The organism is Flagellimonas marinaquae, assembly GCF_023716465.1.
In the GTDB taxonomy this organism is placed as follows: Bacteria; Bacteroidota; Bacteroidia; order Flavobacteriales; family Flavobacteriaceae; genus Flagellimonas; species Flagellimonas alginolytica.
In genome coordinates this window covers 135,207-156,140 of the sequence record NZ_CP092415.1, presented here as the reverse complement: position 1 = coordinate 156,140, position 20,934 = coordinate 135,207, and the positions used below count along the sequence as shown (strand labels likewise).

Annotated in this window: 18 protein-coding genes; 14 read left to right on the top strand and 4 right to left on the bottom strand. The window is 41.8% G+C overall.

The window, feature by feature from the left end; translation table 11 throughout:
• Positions 1-41: 41 nt before the first annotated feature.
• The gene (locus MJO53_RS00710) at positions 42-230 is read right to left on the bottom strand and encodes a hypothetical protein (RefSeq protein WP_224836546.1); all 189 of its coding nucleotides are present in this window, start codon (positions 228-230) and stop codon (positions 42-44) included.
• A 33-nt stretch (positions 231-263) separates the two neighbouring features.
• Positions 264-761 (bottom strand): DinB family protein, encoded by a 498-nt coding sequence (locus tag MJO53_RS00705; protein ID WP_224836547.1) that lies wholly within the window; start codon positions 759-761, stop codon positions 264-266.
• A gap of 238 nt (positions 762-999) precedes the next feature.
• On the opposite strand from MJO53_RS00705, the gene MJO53_RS00700 reads away from it, so the two are divergent.
• The 12 genes from MJO53_RS00700 to trxB all read left to right on the top strand — a co-directional run bounded on the left by MJO53_RS00700 (position 1,000) and on the right by trxB (position 14,237).
• Positions 1,000-1,956 carry a helix-turn-helix transcriptional regulator gene (locus MJO53_RS00700; RefSeq protein WP_420485546.1) on the top strand — a complete coding sequence of 319 codons (957 nt, stop codon included), beginning with the start codon at positions 1,000-1,002 and terminating at the stop codon, positions 1,954-1,956.
• A 17-nt stretch (positions 1,957-1,973) separates the two neighbouring features.
• Entirely contained in the window at positions 1,974-2,585 is a 612-nt protein-coding gene (locus MJO53_RS00695; RefSeq protein WP_252080040.1) for an alpha-ketoglutarate-dependent dioxygenase AlkB family protein, read from the top strand.
• Between the two features lie 95 nt (positions 2,586-2,680).
• Complete coding sequence (locus MJO53_RS00690; RefSeq protein WP_252080039.1) at positions 2,681-3,517, top strand: endonuclease/exonuclease/phosphatase family protein; 837 nt, start codon at positions 2,681-2,683, stop codon at positions 3,515-3,517.
• Between the two features lie 178 nt (positions 3,518-3,695).
• Positions 3,696-4,151: a (2Fe-2S)-binding protein gene (locus MJO53_RS00685; RefSeq protein ID WP_224836551.1), complete on the top strand. Its 456-nt coding sequence runs from the start codon at positions 3,696-3,698 to the stop codon at positions 4,149-4,151.
• A 16-nt stretch (positions 4,152-4,167) separates the two neighbouring features.
• A complete protein-coding gene (locus MJO53_RS00680; protein WP_252080038.1) occupies positions 4,168-6,369 on the top strand; it encodes a xanthine dehydrogenase family protein molybdopterin-binding subunit in 2,202 nt (733 codons plus the stop codon).
• A gap of 467 nt (positions 6,370-6,836) precedes the next feature.
• Complete coding sequence (locus MJO53_RS00675; protein WP_252080037.1) at positions 6,837-8,291, top strand: arginine decarboxylase; 1,455 nt, start codon at positions 6,837-6,839, stop codon at positions 8,289-8,291.
• A gap of 20 nt (positions 8,292-8,311) precedes the next feature.
• Positions 8,312-9,247 carry an agmatinase gene (speB, locus tag MJO53_RS00670; RefSeq protein WP_252080036.1) on the top strand — a complete coding sequence of 312 codons (936 nt, stop codon included), beginning with the start codon at positions 8,312-8,314 and terminating at the stop codon, positions 9,245-9,247.
• Positions 9,240-10,214, top strand: a complete 975-nt coding sequence (locus MJO53_RS00665; protein ID WP_252080035.1) for a deoxyhypusine synthase family protein — start codon at positions 9,240-9,242, stop codon at positions 10,212-10,214. Before speB ends, MJO53_RS00665 begins: the two co-directional genes overlap by 8 nt.
• Positions 10,215-10,216: 2 nt before the next feature.
• On the top strand, positions 10,217-10,525 hold the full coding sequence (locus tag MJO53_RS00660; RefSeq protein WP_224836556.1) for a hypothetical protein: 309 nt from the start codon (positions 10,217-10,219) through the stop codon (positions 10,523-10,525).
• Between the two features lie 30 nt (positions 10,526-10,555).
• Positions 10,556-11,344 carry an RMD1 family protein gene (locus MJO53_RS00655; RefSeq protein ID WP_224836557.1) on the top strand — a complete coding sequence of 263 codons (789 nt, stop codon included), beginning with the start codon at positions 10,556-10,558 and terminating at the stop codon, positions 11,342-11,344.
• A gap of 13 nt (positions 11,345-11,357) precedes the next feature.
• Positions 11,358-12,728, top strand: coding sequence for a 30S ribosomal protein S6--L-glutamate ligase (rimK, locus tag MJO53_RS00650; protein WP_224836558.1), 1,371 nt, complete (start codon positions 11,358-11,360; stop codon positions 12,726-12,728).
• 540 nt (positions 12,729-13,268) lie between these two features.
• Complete coding sequence (gene trxB / locus MJO53_RS00645; protein WP_224836559.1) at positions 13,269-14,237, top strand: thioredoxin-disulfide reductase; 969 nt, start codon at positions 13,269-13,271, stop codon at positions 14,235-14,237.
• Positions 14,238-14,303: 66 nt separating this feature from the next.
• Here the strand turns inward: trxB and MJO53_RS00640 are convergent, their stop codons facing one another.
• The gene (locus MJO53_RS00640) at positions 14,304-14,747 is read right to left on the bottom strand and encodes a hypothetical protein (protein WP_252080034.1); all 444 of its coding nucleotides are present in this window, start codon (positions 14,745-14,747) and stop codon (positions 14,304-14,306) included.
• Between the two features lie 304 nt (positions 14,748-15,051).
• Between MJO53_RS00640 and MJO53_RS00635 the strand changes: the two genes are divergently transcribed.
• Together MJO53_RS00635 and MJO53_RS00630 are read left to right on the top strand one after the other, a co-directional pair.
• Positions 15,052-18,162, top strand: a complete 3,111-nt coding sequence (locus tag MJO53_RS00635) for a SusC/RagA family TonB-linked outer membrane protein (protein ID WP_252080033.1) — start codon at positions 15,052-15,054, stop codon at positions 18,160-18,162.
• A 10-nt stretch (positions 18,163-18,172) separates the two neighbouring features.
• Positions 18,173-19,654 carry a SusD/RagB family nutrient-binding outer membrane lipoprotein gene (locus MJO53_RS00630; RefSeq protein ID WP_252080032.1) on the top strand — a complete coding sequence of 494 codons (1,482 nt, stop codon included), beginning with the start codon at positions 18,173-18,175 and terminating at the stop codon, positions 19,652-19,654.
• 75 nt (positions 19,655-19,729) lie between these two features.
• Here MJO53_RS00630 and MJO53_RS00625 read toward each other — a convergent pair whose 3' ends face one another.
• Positions 19,730-20,932, bottom strand: a complete 1,203-nt coding sequence (locus tag MJO53_RS00625) for a C40 family peptidase (protein ID WP_252080031.1) — start codon at positions 20,930-20,932, stop codon at positions 19,730-19,732.
• Positions 20,933-20,934 lie beyond the last annotated feature (2 nt).

Here is a 20,934-nt window from a genome sequence, read left to right as displayed (position 1 = left end):
TAAAATCCCCCTAATCTAGGGGGATTTTTAATTGTTGCTCCTTATTGCAGTTCTTCACAATCAAAACCGTTACTCTGCAATAGCAAGGAAACTACTGATGCCTTTAGCCTTTGGGATTCAACGCGAAGAATATTATCACAATCTTCAAGGTCAAAGTTCCAGCAACCTTTTTTCTCTATCAATCTGTTCAAAGATGGGCGAAGCAGTTGTATTTCGTCCTTTTTCTTCACAGATGTTTTAAACACAAGGACCGCCATTCTTACTTAACTACGGTCGTAAAAAAAAGGGGGCTCAACATCTAGGGCTCGCAAATACACATACCCTTGTCCGCGGTGGTGAATCTCATTGTCCACAAAGTATTGCAATTGGGATAGTACGGAACCTTCAAACTGTCCAAACAGCTTCATGTTTTCCTGAAAACGCGCTGCGTTCAGTTGTTTCCACAACGTATTGATTTCTTCTGTGTCCTGGTCCCATTTTTTCAAAAAATCGGCCTTTGTGGACCCATAATCTCTATTTTCGTCCAATTCACTGGTATGGCCAGATACAATTTCAGTGAGCCCGGGAACGGCTATGGCCAAAAGTTCTTTCACCATTGCGGCAAAAGGTCGCATTCCGCCAATACTGTAATTAAAAAACTCTTTTTCCGGGAAAGCTTCAATAACTTTTCGAGTCAGGTTTCGGTGACCCTGATAATGTCCCAAGAACTGTTCTGGAGTTATAACTTGGGCTGTTGTTTGTTCATTAATGGTGTTTTCCATGTAATTGTGATTTAAAGGATTATTGTTTCTTGGAACAAAATTATGAGCGGTAGGTGACAGCCTTATGTCAGTAGTAAAAATCAAAATAAAAAAAGTGTGCTGACAAACTGTTGTCAGTCCCTTTGGATAGTTTTGAAACTTATTATTAAAGAACAAATGAATAAATATGAGCTGGAGGAGACCATCCATCCTTGGATTGAAATCCTATCTTTGGGAGATAGCTCACACAATTTTGGGAATGGATACCGTAAAACGTTTTGATAGGATAGTAGCCATATTGATACAGCTGCAGAGCAAACGAATTGTAAAGGCGCAGGATCTTGCCGAACGATTTGATGTGAGCTTAAGGACCATCTATAGGGATATAAGAACATTGGAAGCTTCCGGGGTTCCCATTATTAGCGAAGCAGGAGTGGGGTATTCGATTATGGAAGGGTATCGATTGCCACCAATAATGTTTACCCGTGAAGAAGCTGGAAGCTTTGTGGCCGCAGAAAAATTAATGAAGCAATTCATGGATAAATCCTTGGGCGCCTATTACGAATCCGCAATGTTCAAGTTAAAATCCATTCTACGGGGTAGGGAAAAAGAGTGGGTGGAGGCATTGGAATCCCAAGTTTCCATTATCCCTGGTCAAGTTTTGTTCAATGATCAAGTACCCAATGCCCTGGAAATATTGTTCGAGAGTATTGCAGAACGCAAGCAAGTGTTCTTAAGGTATGAATCTTTGCGCGAGGAAACGCCATCGGAACGGAGAATAGAACCTGTTGGGCTTTTTAACGAAAATGGATTTTGGTACATTTTGGGCTATTGCCATCTACGAACCGATTACAGGCACTTTAGAACAGATAGAATCCATAAAATAGCGAGAACTACGTTGGATTTTTTGTTGGAGCATGGTACCATTGCAGAACATCAGAACAAAAAGAAGGAAGTTTCCAAAACCAAAGTAAAGATATTGGTCGACAAAACCGTGGCAAAATACATTCAGGGACAGACCAAACATTACGGTCTAATTTCCGAAGAGACAAAGATAAACGGAGTGGAAATGACGTTTATGACGAGCGATATGGCCAATGGATTTGCCCGTTGGTATCTAATGTTCGGGGATTATGCAAAAATTATTGAGCCCCAGGAATTAAAGGACCGCGTTTTGGAAATATTGGAGAAAAGTAATAAAAGACTCTCCACATAGATCAGAGTTTAATTATTATGGATTTGTTCGCAGACCAAATAGCGCCCGACTTTAATCTACTGCCGTATGATGGCACTGTACATTATTTTGGCCCGGTAATGGAAATTGACCGAGCTGACCATTATTTTCAAAAACTTTGGGAATCCATAGCATGGGAACCAGATATTGTGCACTTGTTTGGAAAGCGTATCGTTACCAAACGGAAAGTGGCTTGGTATGGTAGTCGCCCATTTGAATATACATACTCCAACAACACTAAAAAAGCCTTGCAATGGACCAAGGGGCTTTTGCAACTAAAGGAACTTGTCGAAAAGCATACCAAAGAAACCTATAATACCTGTTTGCTTAACTTGTACCATAATGGGGAAGAGGGCATGGGTTGGCACAGCGACGACGAAAAAGAACTTAAACCCGATGGAGCAATAGCCTCTTTAAGTTTTGGAGCCCAAAGAAAGTTTGTTTTTAAACATAAGTCCACAAAAATAAAAGTAGATCTTGTGTTGGATCATGGCAGCTTATTGGTCATGAAAGGATCAACACAAAAATACTGGCAGCATCGCTTGCCTCCCACCAAAAAGGTGCATAAGCCTCGAATCAATCTAACATTTAGGAGCATCGAGGTAATGTAAGGCCCTAAATAGTATTAATCATTTGGTAATAGGGATATGCCATATTTATTTGGGAAAGGAAAGTATATTGCGATAAACCGATTGAACTACATCCAATGAAAAATTTCTTTTTTATATTTTCCTTCTTGTTCTCTTGTTTGATGGTATCGAGTCAGACCATCGATGTGATTTCGTATAACATTCGCTACGACAACCCCGATGATGCCCCGAACAACTGGGATAACCGTAAAGAGTTTCTCATCGCACAGCTTAACTTTTACCGCCCCGATGTGTTTGGTATACAAGAAGGGTTGATCCATCAGGTAAAAGAAATCGATAGCGGATTGGAAGACTATGCCTATTTTGGTGTAGGGCGTGATTTTGGCGATGAACGTGGTGAACACACGGCCATTTTTTACAATACAAAAACAGTGGCATTGATAGATGAATCTACCTTTTGGCTTTCCACATCGCCCCAAACCCCTTCCAAAGGTTGGGATGCCGCTTTGCCCAGAACATGCACGTACGGCGTTTTTAAAATTAAGAACAGTGGTGCCAGATTTATGGTGTTCAATACACATTTTGACCATAAAGGCGATCAGGCACGAGAAAAAAGTTCCAAACTTATCCTTGAAAAAATAAAAGAACTGAACCCGGAAAATTATCCCGTAGTGGTTACCGGAGACTTTAACTTGGAAAGCAACAGCAAGGGAGTGCAGATAATTTTATCCGAAATGAAGGACAGTTTCGAGGAGGCCGGCAAAAATGCTTTCGGCCCCAAGGGCACCTTTAACGGATTTCGAATTGATAAAGCCGTGGAACGCAGGATCGATTACATTTTTGTCTCGGATGAGTTTAAGATCATTAAAAGCGCAATTTTAAGTGATTCTGACGATGCCCGGTATCCTTCCGACCACCTTCCCGTATTTACTCGACTAAAATTGGAACACTAAACGCATCTGGAAGGTAACCTTTGTCTCCATTTCTTATGTTGTTCCCCTTTGTTATTTGTATTGATTTTAAGTAAGCCCCAAAAAACCAAAAACAATGTTAATTTTTAGGGGGATGTAGCTTAGAGCCGCCCATTGTGTGCCTAAAATTAGTTACCTTCAAAAGGAATTAATCACAATTATGGCATCATTTACATTAAACATCAACGGAAAAAAACAAGAGGTCGATGTGGATCCGTCCACTCCCGTTCTCTGGGTTTTAAGGGACCACCTTAATTTGGTCGGCACTAAATTTGGCTGTGGCATAGCCCAATGTGGCGCATGTACGGTTCATATGGACGGCACTGCGACCAGATCTTGTATGCTAACCGTATCTATGGTCGGCAATTCGGAAATCACCACCATCGAAGGTTTATCGGAAGAAGGTGACCATCCAGTGCAAAAAGCTTGGCTGGAGGTGGATGTGCCTCAATGTGGGTACTGTCAAGCAGGACAAATAATGACTGCTTCCGCACTTTTGGAAAAGAATCCAAACCCAACGGACGAAGAAATAGAAATGGCCATGAACGGAAATATTTGTCGTTGTGGAACCTATACCAGAATCAAAAAAGCCGTAAAGTTGGCTGCTAAATCATAACACTTAAACTAGTATCATGACACTTGTAAAGACCAAAATAGGACGACGCGCCTTTATTCGAAATACGGGATTGGCCGGTGGCGGACTTGTGATAGGGTTTAGCTGGTTGGCTTCGTGTAAAATGACTCCAGAGCAGGTAAATAGTCTGCCAGAAGAGTGGTTCGATCTTAATGGTTTCCTAAAAGTAGGGGACAATGGAATGGTGACCATAATGTCGCCCAACCCAGAAATAGGTCAGAACGTAAAAACATCCATGCCCATGATCATTGCCGAAGAGCTGGATGTTGCATGGAAAGATGTGATTGTTGAACAAGCACCCTTAAATACCGATATTTTTACCAGACAATTGGCCGGGGGCAGTCAATCCATTCGACAAGGATGGGAAAGTTTACGAATGGCCGGAGCTACGGCTCGCCATATGTTGAAAGAAGCTGCCGCGCAAGCTTGGGGCGTTTCAATAGATGAAATTACCACAAAAGACGGTGTATTGACCCACGAGGGAAGCGGAAATTCAGCAGGATATGGAGAAATGGCCTCTGCGGCCACAAGTATAGAAGTGCCGGAGGAAGTTACATTGAAAGATGCAGGTGACTTTAGCATTATCGGCACGGACAAGAAAAATGTAGATGGCAAAAAAATAGTTACAGGCCAACCTCTTTTCGGCCTGGATACATATCGGGAAGGTATGCTTACGGCCATGATCGTGCATCCGCCCGCCTTTGGCATGAAATTTAAAAGTATGAATGCCGAATCGGTAATGTCCATGCCAGGGATCAAAGAAGTGTTTCATTTTGAAGCCTACCCCGAAGATGTTGAAAGACAATGGTCGGATGGCGGTGCAATACCCGAATTGGTGGCCATAGTTGGCAATAGCACTTGGGAATGCATGCAGGCAAAAAAAGCACTTAAAGTAGAATGGGAAGAGGTGTCTCCCATGGAAAGCACTGCTTACCATAATGACGAACTCGCAAAATTGCTGAATAAGGCCCAAGAAGTACCTGCAAGAAAGGATGGTGATGTGGAAGCAGCCTTTAAAAAAGCGGCAAAAATTGTGGAAAGTACCTATTCTGCACCCTACTTGGCGCATAACACCATGGAGCCCATGAACTTTTTTGCGCACGTAACACCAGAAAAAGCCGAACTTCTCGGGCCAATACAAACCCCGGAGTTCTTGGAGAAAACATTGGTTTCTCGATTGGGTATGCCTGTAGAAAAGATAGATGTAATGATGACCAGAATGGGCGGAGGGTTCGGCCGTCGGTTGTACGGTACGTTTGCTGTAGAAGCAGCATCCATATCCCAAAGGTTAAATGCACCGGTGAAATTGGTCTATACCCGGGAAGACGATATGACCCAAGGAACGTACCGACCATCGTACAAAGTAAGGTTTAAAGCCGGATTGGACGAAAACGGAAACCTGATAGCTTGGCATGTACGTGGCGCAGGTACCAACGATGATCTTATTTTTGAAAATCGTTTCCCCGCAGGAGCCGTGGACAACTATTTGGCGGAGAAACATAGTTTACAGACCAATGTTACCACAGGGGCGTGGAGAGCACCACGTTCCAATTTTATTGCAGGAGCCGAACAAGCTTTTATGGATGAGGTGGCCGAAGCCGCAGGAAAAGACCCATTGGATTTCCGATTGGAACTATTTGATCGGGCAATAAACAATCCAGTGGGTGATCCGGAGAAGAATGATTATGATCCAGTGCGTTACGCAGGGGTTCTTAAATTGGTGAAAGAGAAAGCCAATTGGGGAACCGATACAGGAAAGGCTCGAGGAGTCTCCGCTTACTACTGTCACAACTCTTATGTGGCACAAGTATTGGAATTGGAAGAAGGTGGTGAGATGCCAAGAGTGGAGAATATTTGGTGCGCGGTTGATTGCGGAATTGTGATAAATCCCATTGCAGCAAAAAACCAAATCGAAGGCGGTATGATCGATGGAATAGGACATTCGACCTATAGTGCATTGACATTTGAAAACGGCAGACCTGAGCAATCCAATTTTGATACCTACCGATTAATGCGCCATTCCGAAGCCCCAAAAAATATTGAGGTACACTTTGTGGACAACGGCATAGATCCAACAGGCTTGGGAGAACCATCCTTGCCTCCCGTAATAGCTGCGTTATCCAATGCATTGTACAAAGCAACAGGAAGACGTTTCTATAGTCAACCTTTTATTAATGATAAACCGCCATTGGTCGGTTGATGATATAGATTCAAAATAAATGTTCAGTAGCTGACCAGTAGATGTTTTTTACTGGTCAGTTTTTATTTATTTCTTTTTAGAATTTTAAAATTAAAATCCAACATGTTTGTTTTCAATATGTTAAGGGTGTGTAATTTTTTTTCAAAAAACCTTGCCGTATCGGATTTTTAATTATGTTTGCCCCATAAAATGAGTTCACCCAATGTGGACGCATTGCCTATAAGCTTTGAAGACTTTTTTCATGTTCGGGCTTTTGGGGATAAGAAAGTCTACCCAAAAAGCCGTCTTGAGATCAAGACACCGAATATACGGGCTGACTTTCGAAGAACGACATCTTTTTAACCGTGATTTTTCACGGACTCCCTACTTTGTACCGTATACCGTTTTTGAATTTCGTATCTGAGTACCTCCTGTACTTCAGAACCTTTTCTATCTATCAATAATTACATTTTTTTACGAAATTCAAAATGAAAACAAAATACATCGACCTGATCGAGCAGACTTATGATTTCCCACAAGAAGAATTTAAATTAAAAGACAATAAACTTCAATTCCATGGCATAGATCTGAACGATTTGGCGCAACGCTACGGTACACCTTTAAAGTTTACCTACTTGCCCAAAATTTCACATAACATTCAAAGGGCAAAGGGATGGTTCAATTCAGCTATTGAAAAACATAAATATGCCGGAAAATACCACTATTGTTATTGCACCAAGAGTTCGCACTTTGAACATGTACTGAACGAAGCACTAAAGAACGATATCCATATCGAGACCTCTTCCGCTTTTGATATCAACATTGTGGAACACTTGAAGAGTACAGGTAAAATCACAAAAGACACCTATGTGATCTGTAATGGTTTTAAAAGAGACCAATATGTACAAAATATAGCCCGATTAATAAACCATGGCCATAGGAACTGTATCCCGATTATTGACAATTATGAGGAAATCAACCTGTTGGGCGAAGCCATTGAAGGCAAATTCCAGATTGGAATCCGAATTGCTTCCGAAGAAGAACCTAAATTTGAGTTTTACACCTCTAGATTGGGTATTGGGTACAAAAACATTGTTCCGTTTTACAATCAGTCCATAAAACCCAACACCCAAGTGCAGTTGAAGATGCTTCATTTCTTCATCAATACGGGAATTAGGGACACGGCCTACTATTGGAACGAGCTGTTAAAGTGTTTAAAAGTGTACATCAATCTTAAAAAGGTGTGCCCCACCTTGGATAGCCTTAACATTGGAGGTGGTTTTCCCATAAAAAACTCTTTGGCGTTCGAGTATGATTATGAATATATGGTGGACGAGATCATTCATCAAATAGGTCAAGCATGCGAGGAAGCCGGGGTGGATGTGCCTAATATCTTTACCGAGTTTGGAAGCTTTACCGTGGGCGAAAGTGGAGGTAACATCTACGAAGTGCTGTATCAAAAACAACAAAACGATCGTGAAAAATGGAACATGATCAATTCATCTTTTATTACCACAATGCCGGATTCTTGGGCGATTAGCAAGCGATTCATCATGTTGGCCATCAATCGTTGGAATGAGGAATATGAGCGCGTGCTGTTAGGGGGATTGACTTGTGATAGTGATGATTATTATAATTCGGAGCAGCACATGAATGCCATTTATTTGCCCAAATACAAAAAGGACAAGCCCTTGTACATTGGATTCTTCAATACGGGAGCTTACCAGGAAACCATTGGTGGTTTTGGTGGATTGCAGCATTGTTTAATTCCCAATCCCCAACATATTCTTATTGATAAAGATGAGGAAGGGAATATCAAAACGCGCGTGTTTGCCGAGCAGCAAACGGCTGGAGAGTTTCTTTCCATACTCGGCTACGGCAACAAAAAATCTGCCGATGTATTGGTGGAGGCCAACAATTTGCCCGTACCTAGCAATAACTGAAAAAGAAAGTATTTAAAAAAATGAAAACCGAAAGAACATACGCTGGTATTCCAAAGGAATACGGCTCGCCCGAAAAGGCAAAAGTGGTATTGTTGCCAGTTCCTTATGATGGTACCAGTACTTGGGGAAAAGGAGCGGACAAAGGTCCGGAAGCCTTCTTGGAGGCCTCAGAAAACATGGAGGTCTACGATATTGAAACCGATAGCGAAGTCTATAAACAAGGAGTGTATTTGGCAGATACCCTTGATGGCTTTGATACACCGGATGCTATGGTGGAATCGGTTCACAAGACCGTGAAAGAATACATCAACCGAAACAAGTTGGTGACCATGGTCGGTGGGGAACATTCCATTTCCATTGGTGCCATTAGAGCTTTTAACGAGTGTTTTGAAGACCTTACCGTGCTTCAAATTGATGCACATGCCGATTTGCGCAAGGAATATGAAGGCACTAAATACAATCATGCCTGTGCATTGTACGAAGCCAACGAGACCACCAACTTGGTACAAGTGGGCATTCGCAGTATGGATTACACCGAAACATTGGTAATGGACAAGGATCAAGTATTTTTTGCCCATGAGATGATCTCCGATGATTTTTGGATGGATTCCGCCTTGGATTTGATGACGGATAATGTGTACATCACTTTTGATTTGGATGCTTTTGACCCTTCTATTTTGCCATCCACGGGAACACCAGAGCCAGGAGGTTTGTTTTGGTACGAGACTTTGGATTTTTTACGCAGGGTCTTTAAAGAAAAGAACGTAGTAGGGTTTGATATTGTTGAGCTATGTCCGAACGATATTGATAAGTCCTCCGATTTCTTGGCCGCCAAGCTTTACTATAAAATGTTGAGCTACAAATTTGTAAACAACAACGAATACATGGACGAAGACTTTGAAGATAGTGATGAAGACTTCAAAATGTCCAAAAACAATTTAGATTACGATGAATAACAAAGGAGAAATATCACAATTCATACAAAAATACTTCTTGCATTTTAACTCTGCGGCCCTAGTGGATGCTGCTAAAGGCTATGAAGACCAACTGAACAAAGGTTCCAAAATGTTGGTTTCCTTGGCCGGAGCTATGAGTACAGCCGAACTTGGAAAAATTTTCGCTGAAATCATCCGTACCGATAAGGTCCATATTGTTTCCTGCACAGGTGCCAACCTAGAGGAGGATCTAATGAACCTGGTGGCACACTCGCACTACAAGAGAGTACCCAATTATAGGGATTTGACCCCACAGGAAGAATGGGACCTTTTGGAGAACGGATTGAACAGGGTTACCGATACCTGCATCCCCGAAGAAGAAGCGTTTAGAAGGTTGCAAAAACATATTTATGACATTTGGAAAGAGGCCGACGAAAAAGAAGAGCGCTATTTTCCACATGAGTACATGTACAAACTTTTGCTTTCGGGAGTGTTGGAACAGTACTACGAAATAGACATTAAGGACTCGTGGATGTACGCAGCTGCCCAAAAAAACTTGCCAATAGTGGTTCCAGGTTGGGAAGACAGTACCATGGGAAACATATTTGCCAGCTACGTAATCAAAGGCGAGCTCAAGGCCAGCACGGTAAAATCCGGTATTGAGTACATGACATTTTTAGCGGATTGGTATTCCAAAAATTCTGAAAAGGGAATTGGCTTTTTTCAGATTGGGGGAGGAATCGCCGGAGATTTTCCAATATGTGTAGTGCCTATGCTGTATCAAGATCTGGAACAAACGGATACCCCGTTTTGGAGCTATTTCTGTCAGATCAGTGATTCCACCACCAGCTATGGCTCATATTCAGGGGCCGTGCCCAACGAGAAGATTACCTGGGGCAAGTTGGATATAAACACGCCCAAGTTTATCGTGGAATCCGATGCGACCATTGTGGCACCGCTGATTTTCGCCTACCTGTTAGATATGTAATCATGAAAAAAGGACAAACAACCGTCTTAAAAAGAGTGATCGTCGATTTTAAAAAGTTGGACAACAATATGCTCAACCTCCTAGTGGAAAAGTTCCCCGATGGTTATGACGATGACGATATTGTAACCTACCGCAACGCTAATAACGAAGTGGTGGAATGTGTTGAGGTCAGGACCGAGGACACGGCCTACCTGATCAAGGTGAGCAAGCGATTGGTAATGGCAATGGAAGAGTTCGATGATTCGGACAACGACGACGCGGAGGATACAAATCTTGGCACCGATGAGCTCGAAAGCACCGAAGAAGAATAATTGCCAGATGTTTTATAATTCTATATAAAGATGGAATCAAAAGCAATCGCTTTGCATCTGGCCACAAGCATCAATATTCCAGCTTGTAGGAACCAGGCTTTGGGAAAAGAATTGGTCTATGGCGACCGGGATGAACTTTTTTATTCCGATGCATCACGTTACCTTTATATTTTCAGGTATGGTGTAGTTTCCTTTTTCGGTTATTCCGAAGCAGAAATTTCACAATTGTTAATGGAAATAAAACCTTTCTGTGAAGAATGGAGACAGTCCGATATTACCGAGACCATGGACTTGGAACTTGTAGCCGATAAGGAAAAAGCCACGATCCATCAGGATAAAGTAATATTGCCCAGTACCAATCAGGAGGGTATTCGTTTGGCATTGTTGCACTTGTCCCAGTCCGTTGCATTGGACTTTTATGCGGGGCTATCGGAACAGGCCATGAAAGAGACCCGTCAACACACCACATATCTGGAACAAAAAGGAAAATTGGACATTGGGGGAAGAAAATTAAAGAGGCATATTGCAAAAGTCTTGAACATAAACAACCAGATCTCCGAGAACCTATATATATTTGATTCTCACGAAGTAGTTTGGGAAGATTTGGAACTCGATCGATTGGACAAAGGATTAAAGCAGATTTTTGACCTTAAGGAACGGTATCGAAATATAAAGGAACAAGGCAATGTGATCAAGGAAAACCTCAGTTTGTTCATGAATATTATGGACCATAGAGAAAGCAGTAGGCTCGAGTGGATCATAATTATTCTGATTTTGGTCGAAGTAGTGGACCTTTTTATAATGCGATTAATTAGTTAAATACATAGTTGTTTTGAGCGATTTTAAAATATTGGGAACCGAGGAATGGTGCCAGTTTGACGATTTAAGAATTCCGGCCGTAAAAGCCAGAGTAGATTCCGGAGCAAAGACATCATCCATTCAGGCCAGTAAAATTAAAATATTCAACAAAGGATTTGAGGAATGGGTTCGCTTTGAGGTGAACCCCGTTCAGGATAATAGGAGCATAGCCATCTTGTGTCAGGCCAAATTGGTCGATGTTCGCACGGTTAAGAGTTCACAGGGAATTGCAGAGGAAAGGCCGGTAATTAAAACAGCAGTGAACATTGCCGGCAATGTGTTCGATATAGAACTTACCTTGGCCAATCGGGATACAATGGAGTACCGCATGCTCCTTGGTAGGGAAGCTATCAACGAGAGATACCTGGTAGATCCGTCCAAAAGTTTTATCCAGGGCGATTATACAGATGAAGAAATCGAAAAAAAATACCAACCCTTTATTACGGAGAAAAAGGGACTGCGTTTAGGCCTTTTGGCCAGTAATCCGAACCTGTACAGTAATAAAAGAATTATTGAGGCAGGAGAAATGCGAGGCCACAAAGTGGTTTTTCTGAATGTGGAGCACGTTTATATGAAATTGGATGCGGCAACGCCGGAAATTCGATATCGGGGCGGGAACATATTGGATAAGTTCGATGCCGTGATTCCCAGAATAAAACCCGCAGTAACCTTTTATGGTTGTGCGCTGTTAAGGCAGTTCGATACCTTGGGAGTTTATTGCTTAAATTCCGCCGATTCCATTGGACGGTCCCGGGACAAGCTTTTCGCCTCCCAATTGTTTTCGAAAAACGACATCCATATTCCTACAACAGGCTTTGCCAAGTCCCCGATGGATACCAAAGATTTGATCCGAATGGTAAACGGAGCCCCTTTGATCATTAAGCTTTTGGAAAGTACCCAAGGAAAAGGCGTAGTACTGGCCGAGACCAACAAAGCGGCAGAAAGTGTGATCAATGCCTTTAAAAGCGTTCAGACCAATATTTTGGTCCAGGAATTTATAAAGGAAGCGAACGGCCACGACATTCGTTGCTTTGTAGTCAATGGCAAAGTAGTGGCATCCATGCAGAGAACAGCTCAAAAAGGGGAGTTTAGGGCCAATATTCACCAAGGAGGCGCCGCCGCAAAAGTGAAGATCACACCAGAAGAAAGAAAGTTGGCCATAAAATCTGCCAAAGTATTTAATTTGGATGTGGCAGGGGTAGATTTAATCCGATCAAATAAAGGTCCTTTGCTTTTAGAAGTGAACTCATCACCGGGACTTCAGGGAATAGAGAATACAACTGGCAAGGACATAGCCAATGTAATGATCGAAACCATTGAGAAAAAGTTGAAATACAACGGTTGATTCATTTTACAATTAAAGTATTGAAAACCAATATTTTGTGTTTTTTACACATATTTTCCTACGCTAAGCTCTCAAAACCCAAATATAAATTGAAACTGGGCATCCGTTAACGCAAACGACCCATTGGTTAATTATACCACTCAACATTTAAAGGACTGTACTATGTTTGTCTCAGCAATCAAAAAGCAATATGCTTTAAGATTAAACCTTTAATAGGATTGGGGTGATTATAGGGTACTTAGTGTTCTTTACCTAATGTCTTATTTCTTATAAGGTTTACGTTGCTCCAAGGGGTTTTTGAGGTTGAGCCCCTTGGTTGTAACGGTTTTAGATCAAATATTATGTTCCCATAAATTTGACCTACTTTTTTTTGTGTTAAGGAGTCTTGAAAAAGGCTCCTTTTTTTCTTTTCCTATAATCTCTTTGGAGAAATGTTCATTCACAATTGTTAACAACTTTTACTTAAACGTAATATTACGATAAAGTAAGGTTTTGAACAAAAAACCTACTTTTGTATCATAACATTAGAGGAAGTTTTTTATGTCAGAACAAGTAGAAAGAATCAAAACATTGATTATTGGATCAGGACCGGCTGGTTATACCGCGGCCATATATGCCTCAAGGGCAGATTTAAAACCAGTTTTATATACAGGTATGGAGCCTGGTGGACAATTGACCACGACTACCGAAGTTGACAATTTTCCAGGATATCCGGAAGGAATCGATGGACCAGCAATGATGATGCAATTACAGCAACAAGCTGAAAGATTTGGTACAGAAGTAAGAATAGGAATGGTTACTGCCGTAGAATTTAGTGACGAGATAGGGGGTGTTCATAAAATTACCGTCGATGATTCGACCCAATTGGAAGCAGAAACCGTGATTATTTCCACAGGTGCATCTGCCAAATATTTGAATTTGCCCAGCGAGCAGCGATTAAGAGGAGGAGGAGTCTCCGCATGTGCTGTCTGCGACGGGTTTTTTTATAAAGGACAAGATGTGGCCATTGTTGGGGCAGGGGATACTGCCGCAGAAGAGGCCTCTTATTTGGCCAATATATGTACAAAAGTAACCATGCTGGTTCGTAAAGACCACATGAGGGCATCAAAAGCGATGCAGCATAGGGTCAATAGTATTGATAATATTGAAATACGGTATAATACCGAAATAGATGAGGTATTGGGCGATCAAGTCGTAGAAGGGGTCAGGGTAGTGAACAACCAAACCGGAGAAAAAGAAGAAATCCCTGTAACGGGTCTGTTCATAGCTATTGGACATAAACCAAATACCGATGTGTTCAAAGGACAGTTGGACATGGATGAGACGGGCTATATTATTACGCAACCCAAATCCACAAAAACAAACAAGCCCGGTGTTTTTGCCAGTGGGGATGCTCAAGATAAAATATACAGACAGGCGGTTACTGCCGCAGGTACAGGATGCATGGCCGCCTTGGACGCAGAACGTTATTTGGCTGCCGTTGAGAGCAAAGAAATGATTGTATCATAACAACTGCCCAAAGTGGAAAACAGAAAAAGGCACCGAAACTTCGGTGCCTTTTTTGTTGATTGCAACTCAATCAATCCGCTTGTAATTTTCGGAAAAAGTTCGGTTACCTTCCTCATCCACCGTTATCTGACTAAACGAATCCTCCTTTAGGATAAGTTCAAAGGTGAAGTTGCGCATGGTATCCAATGCTTTCATCATTTCATCGTCCCCGTATTCGATTACCTCAATTAAGGAGCCGTCCGAAACTTTGTACGAGCCATAACCGAACCTGCCGTTCGGGTCTTCTGGTACATATCTGGTCCACATAATTTTTTCTTTGGAGTACATTTTAACCTGTCTATAACCATCCGATTTCTCAATGGTATCCAAAACATTTTCTCCATCATAATTATAAAAACTCTCCAATTCCCAAGTTCCTTCAATGCTTAGGGTATTGGAATAACGATCCGTAAAGCTTCCCACAACAAGGAAAACTACGATCAGTGTAAATAATAAAACTGATTTTCTCATAAAGCCCTTCCTTTTTTAAGTTGCTGATATCTAGTCTTTAAAAGATAGCGATAAATAATGAGAAAACTGGGGTTTATTTCATAAAAAAGGAACACTTACAGGTGAGTACGGACTACTAAGGATTCAAAAAAAATTCTTAAAGAACTCTAAACAAGATGAATTCTTCTTAGAAAAGACGGGGTTTGGTCAATAAAAAAGGAATTGAAATGGCCAAATATTAAAAAATCCAACATTTTTCAGTTAAAATGTTTGATATGTAAAAAATTTTGAACAATTTTCAGGAAAATTAACACAAAAAAAAGTAATGAGGAACATTTATTTAACATTTATTGCGGTGTTTTCTTGTGTTGCGGCCTTTGGTCAAACCATATCAGGTACCGTATCCGACGTGTCGGGTACTCCGTTGCCTGGGGTTACCATAGTCGTAAGCGGCACAAGTATTGGAGCCACCACAGATTTTGATGGTAATTATACCATTAATGCTACGAGAGGACAAGTTCTAAGTTTTTCCTACTTAGGAATGAAGCCAAAAGAAGTTACCGTAGGTTCTGAATCAACGATCAACGTTGTTTTGGAAGAAGATTCGACACAATTGGATGAGGTCGTTGTAACCGCATTTGGTGTAGAGCAGAAACAGAAGTCGTTGGGGTACTCTGTTTCCAAGGTAGACACAGAAGACCTGAACCTTGCAGGACAAGCCAACCCAATTGAAAGTTTGCAGGGGCGTGTGGCCGGTGTCCAGATCAACCGTTCCTCTGGTACATCCGGGGGCGGTGTGGATATTTTGATACGTGGGGTTACCTCCATTAATCCAAACAGAAGTAACCAGCCGCTGATTATTGTGGATGGTCTTGCATTGAACAACGACACCTTCTCTGGAGAGGTAAGGCCTAGTTCTGGATCCAACTCACCGAACAGTTCTGAGCAGTTTGCATTTTCCAATCGTGCCATGGACCTTAACCCTGAGGACATCGAAAGCTTCAACATTCTTAAAGGAGCTGCAGCGACGGCACTTTATGGTGTAAGGGCATCCAACGGTGCCATTGTGATCACAACAAAAAAAGGAAAACAAGGAAAGGCAAAGATTACTTTAACGGCATCTACTACCTTTAGGGAAATCAAAACAACACCAACCTTACAGACCAAGTATCGCGAAGGTTTTAATGGAGCTCCGCGTACATTGTACGATCCAGATTCCGATACAGGATTCAATAGAGTGCAACAAGCCACATCTTTTTACTCCTGGGGACCAGAATATTCTTTGGACTCCTTTGATTTAGGAGAAGGGAATATTGTAGATCTTTCAAATGATAGATTTCATAGCCCTTACGATATTTTTAAAACAGGGTTCAACTCACAGGTGAACTTGAGTTTGAGCGGTGCCAACGATCGTTTGGACTACTACTTCTCCATGGGGAACAATAGCGAGAAGGGTGTTCTGCCCAATACGGACTATAACAAGACCAACTTAAGGTTAAAAGCAGGATATAAAATAACGGACAACTTTACTATGGATGGTTCCGTTGCTTTTACCAACTCAGGAGGAAGAAGGGCCAACGGAGGAGATAAATCCGTAATGAGCGCACTCTCCTATTACTCAGGAACATTCCCTATCAACGATTATGTAAATCCCGACGGGAGCGAAAGAGATTATTCCTTTGGTATCATTGATAACCCAAGGTACTTGATGGAAACCAGTAATTTGGAAGATGATGTAAACCGTTGGATAGGGAACGCAACCTTTAATTGGACACCAAAAGATTGGTTGAGAATTACGTATGCCGCCCAGATAGACAACTACTCCGATGCAAGAAACCGTTACGTTGGTCCGGATTTGGACGGTGGTTCACAAGTAGGGGGATTTATTTTAGAACAAAACATCAACTTTACAGGGTTGGAATCCAACTTTTTGGTGGCAATGAACAAGCAATGGTCCGATGACTTTACAACGGACTTTACTGTTGGTCATCAAATTTCAGATGCCAAAAGAACTTACCTGGAGGCTCGAGGAGAAGGCTTAAATGTACCCGGAGTCAACGAAATTGGAAACACGACCAATTTCTTTATCAACAAAACCATAGTGCAAAATCGTACAGTAGGGGTTTTTGGTGAAGCAAAATTCGGTTACAAGGATAAATTGTTCTTGACGCTTACAGGAAGAAATGACTGGATTTCTACTTTACCTAAAGAAAATAGATCGTTCTTTTATCCATCCGTGAGTTTGGCGTACGATGTTACCGACCTATTTGGTGAGAACGATATCTTTACCTTTGGTAAACTAAGAGCATCTTGGGCCGAGGTAGGTAAAGGACCTGGCTTTGGCGATGTTGGACAATATTTCGTAGTCGATGGTGATTTCCCGTTCGGTGGAGTAGGGGGATATCGCAGAAGTACACTATTGGGAGATACCAATATACAGCCCGAAAAAAACCAATCAACAGAGTTTGGTGCCGATCTTAGATTCTTGGATAATCGCATTCGATTGGATTATGCCTATTACAACACGCGTGTTAAAGATCAGATTTTTACAGTTGGAACGGCCTATTCTTCTGGATTATCCGGAATTACCAGAAATGCTGGTGATTATAAAGTTTTTGGACACGAATTTTTGTTAAGTGCCGATGTTATAAGAAATCAGGATTTAAGATGGGAATTGATCTTGAACTGGTCTACCAGCGAGGGGGAGGTTTTGGAAATACCTGAAGATATTGAAGCCATTATTTTTGCGGACTCTGGATTTGCCGGAGTAACCTCGGAGGTAAGAGCTGGTGATAAAATGGGTAATCTATATGGTTACAAATGGGAATATGTAAACGGTGAAAGATTGATCGGGGAAAATGGTTTACCGACCATAAATCTCGATGAAAGAGTTATTGTAGGTAATGCATTCCCAGATTTTATAGCCTCTATCGGAAGTAACTTAAAGTATAAAGGAATCGGCCTTAATTTCCTATTGGAATGGAAAGAAGGTGGAGATCTTTACGATTCGGGACGAAGAAACTCCATTAGGAACGGTCTTTTGGAAAGTACCTTGCAAAGAGACGTAAATGTAGTATTGGACGGAGTTCTTGCGAATGGAAGCCCAAACACTACAGAAGTCCTAATCGATCAGAATTACTACCGTAACTCCAGTGTTTACAACCGTGCCTCGGAAGTGCTGATACAAGATGCATCATGGTTAAAGATCAGGAACATTGCCCTGTCCTACGACTTTCCTTCTAAACTGACCAGAAGTTTGAGCTTGGATAAAGTAAGTTTGTCCGCAAGTGCGAACAATATCTTGCTATGGACACCATTTGATGGTTACGATCCAGAAGGAAACCAGTACAGTGCGGGAAGCAATGTTTATGGATTTACAGGATTGAACATACCATTGGCCGAAAGTTATTCACTCGGATTGAACATTGCATTTTAAAAAAGGAACTATGAAAAAAATAAATATAATTAAAACTTTTCTGCTATGTGCCGCAACAACCTTTGTAGCATGTAGTGAGGATTATTTCGACGTAAACACTCCCTCCAATACGGCCACTGTGGAGCAATTGAGGATGCAGGATCTTATTGCGCCAGTAATACACAGTACCATGGAAGGACAGCGTTCTGCCGAGCTTTCGTTTGGGAACTACGTTCAAAACTTTGTTTCAACTGGAGGAGGTGCTGCCGGACAAACATCGGCAAGCGGACTTTGGAGCCAGGTCTACCTTTATGTATTGCCAAATTTACAAGTGGTTAAAGCTAAAGCCGCCGAAACAGGAGCCAATCATATTGATGCTGTGGCCGATATTTTGATCGCAGCCAATATTGGGATAGCCACGGATACATGGGACAATATCCCTTACTCCGATGCCAGTGGAGGACCAGATAACAACTTCCCTACTTTTGATACACAAGAATCGATCTACACGGAGATATTTACTCTATTGGATGGCGCCATTGCCAAATTAAATGGGGCAGACGATTCTGGATTTGTATTGGGATCTTCCGATCTGATCTATGGAGGCGATATTGATAAATGGTTGAGAGCTGCCTATTCTCTAAAAGCGCGCTATCAATTACATTTGGTGAACAAAGGAGTTGTTTCCGCTGCAGATGTGTTGGCAACTGCACAGAATGGTTTCACTTCCAACGAGGATAACTTTGCCATGTATTATGACGATCAGCGAATCAACCCATGGTATTCTGCCGAAATTTTGGCACGGAGTACAGGAAACTTGAGTAACGATATTGCCAGTCAGATAGTGAGCTCCATGAACGGGGATTACTATCCTTTTGAGGGCGGTGTTGTTGAAATTGACCCAAGACTTCCTTTGTTCGCCGAAAATGGGGATGAAGCGGAGTACAAAGGTTTTGTAAGTGGAGGTGCAGGTGTAGCTCCAGATGGTACGGATGCCAACGCTAGATTTAGAACAGATGGCTTCTATACCAGTATCGATTCACCTTTAATGCTGATTACCTACGCAGAAGTTGAATTTATTAAGGCCGAGGCTGCATTTTTGGCCAATGGTGGTACAACAACCAGTGTTGGGTCCAATGCAACAGCGTATACTGCATATATGAACGGTATTGCCGCCAGTATGGATATGTATGGTGTGGATGGTACGGATTATATGGCGGACGGCGCAATTGATGTTGGAGAAACAGCGTTGAGCTTGCACCATATTATGAAAGAAAAATACATACATAATTTCCTAAACCCAGAAACTTTTGTGGATTACAGGAGATATGATTTTTCCGATGATGTGTTTACTGGATTGGAAATCAGAAGTGAAGAAGAAACTTCCGATGCAGAATTTAGTGGACAATGGTTCAGACGTGCCAACTACCCTGCGACCGAGTTGAACAGAAACGAGGCCAATGTTTTGGCAAATCAGGTTGATCCTGTTGTTCCAGTTTGGTGGGACGAATAAAGTAGTAGCATAACCCTATGAACTAAAAAGGCCATCCCATCGGATGGCCTTTTTGATTTGAGTGAGTTTTTTTAATCAAAAAACGTCTTCTTCAGTTAAATACAAAAGACCATCATCCTTTTGGTTAAGGATTCGTTTGGACCTTAAATAACGGTTGTAATTGTACTCATCAAAATTCTCGGAATTTTTATCCACACTGCTAATATGTACATTCCCCGCCGAATGAATAAATTCATTGTTGCCAAGCCACATACCTACGTGAATAACACGTTCTGGGCTTGTTTCTGTAGCTTTCTTGCCAAAAAATAGCAGATCGCCCGGTAATAGTTGATCAAAATCCTTAGTGTCATCAACCAGTATCCCTTCATGGATTTGTTGAGAAGCATCGCGAGGGATGATCATACCGTTCATAAAATAAATTGTCTTTGTAAAGCCACTACAGTCTACCCCTTTTATTGAGGTGCCGCCCCATAAATAGGGCACGCCGAGCATGGTTTTGGAAGTTGCCACCAAGGATTCCTGTGTTGGCTCCAAGGAGGATTTCCAATCTTGGTAGGGAGAGGCGTCGGATTTTTTCACAAAAGCCATTCGGCCGTCGGGGTATTTTATTTCATAAAAAGTGCCAGTGTCGGCAACCAAGCTCAAAATATTTCCTGCGACCAAATCCGATACAACCTCCGAGGATTCATCGGCATTGGAATAAGCATGCCCATATATTTTGGTGTAGATTATTTTTTCAGAGCTCTGCCATGCTTCAAATAGGGTTTTGTCCATTAATTCTACGCCACCACTATCTACCCATCCCAAATATTTATCGGGAGTTTGGATCAAGTACCAGTTTCTATCTTTTTGATAAACTTTTAATGGCATTCCCAAAGTGGCCTGTGTGACCATTTCTGCAGAATGCGATGGTTTGGAACGGATATTCGCTACGGAAAGTGAAATGGTACCATATATTTTCCCTTCCAAATCCTCGGCAGGAAGTGTTTGGATACTATCGGTATAAGAAATCTGTAGCGAATCCAACTTTTGCCGAAGAGCATTTAGCGCATCTGGCATATTGGTTTTTCCGACCAGGGTATAACCGCTGGCATTTTCCTTGGACTCAATATCGAACAAGGCCACACGTTTATCGGGAGCGTACATTTCTCGAACAGATGAAATTATTTCGTCGGTTTTGCTCGGTTCCGTACTATTTTCCGTTTTGCATGCAACAAAAATTAAGGTGATCAGCGCAAAGAGGAATAGACCATTTTTTAATGGGGACGTCAGCTTCATAT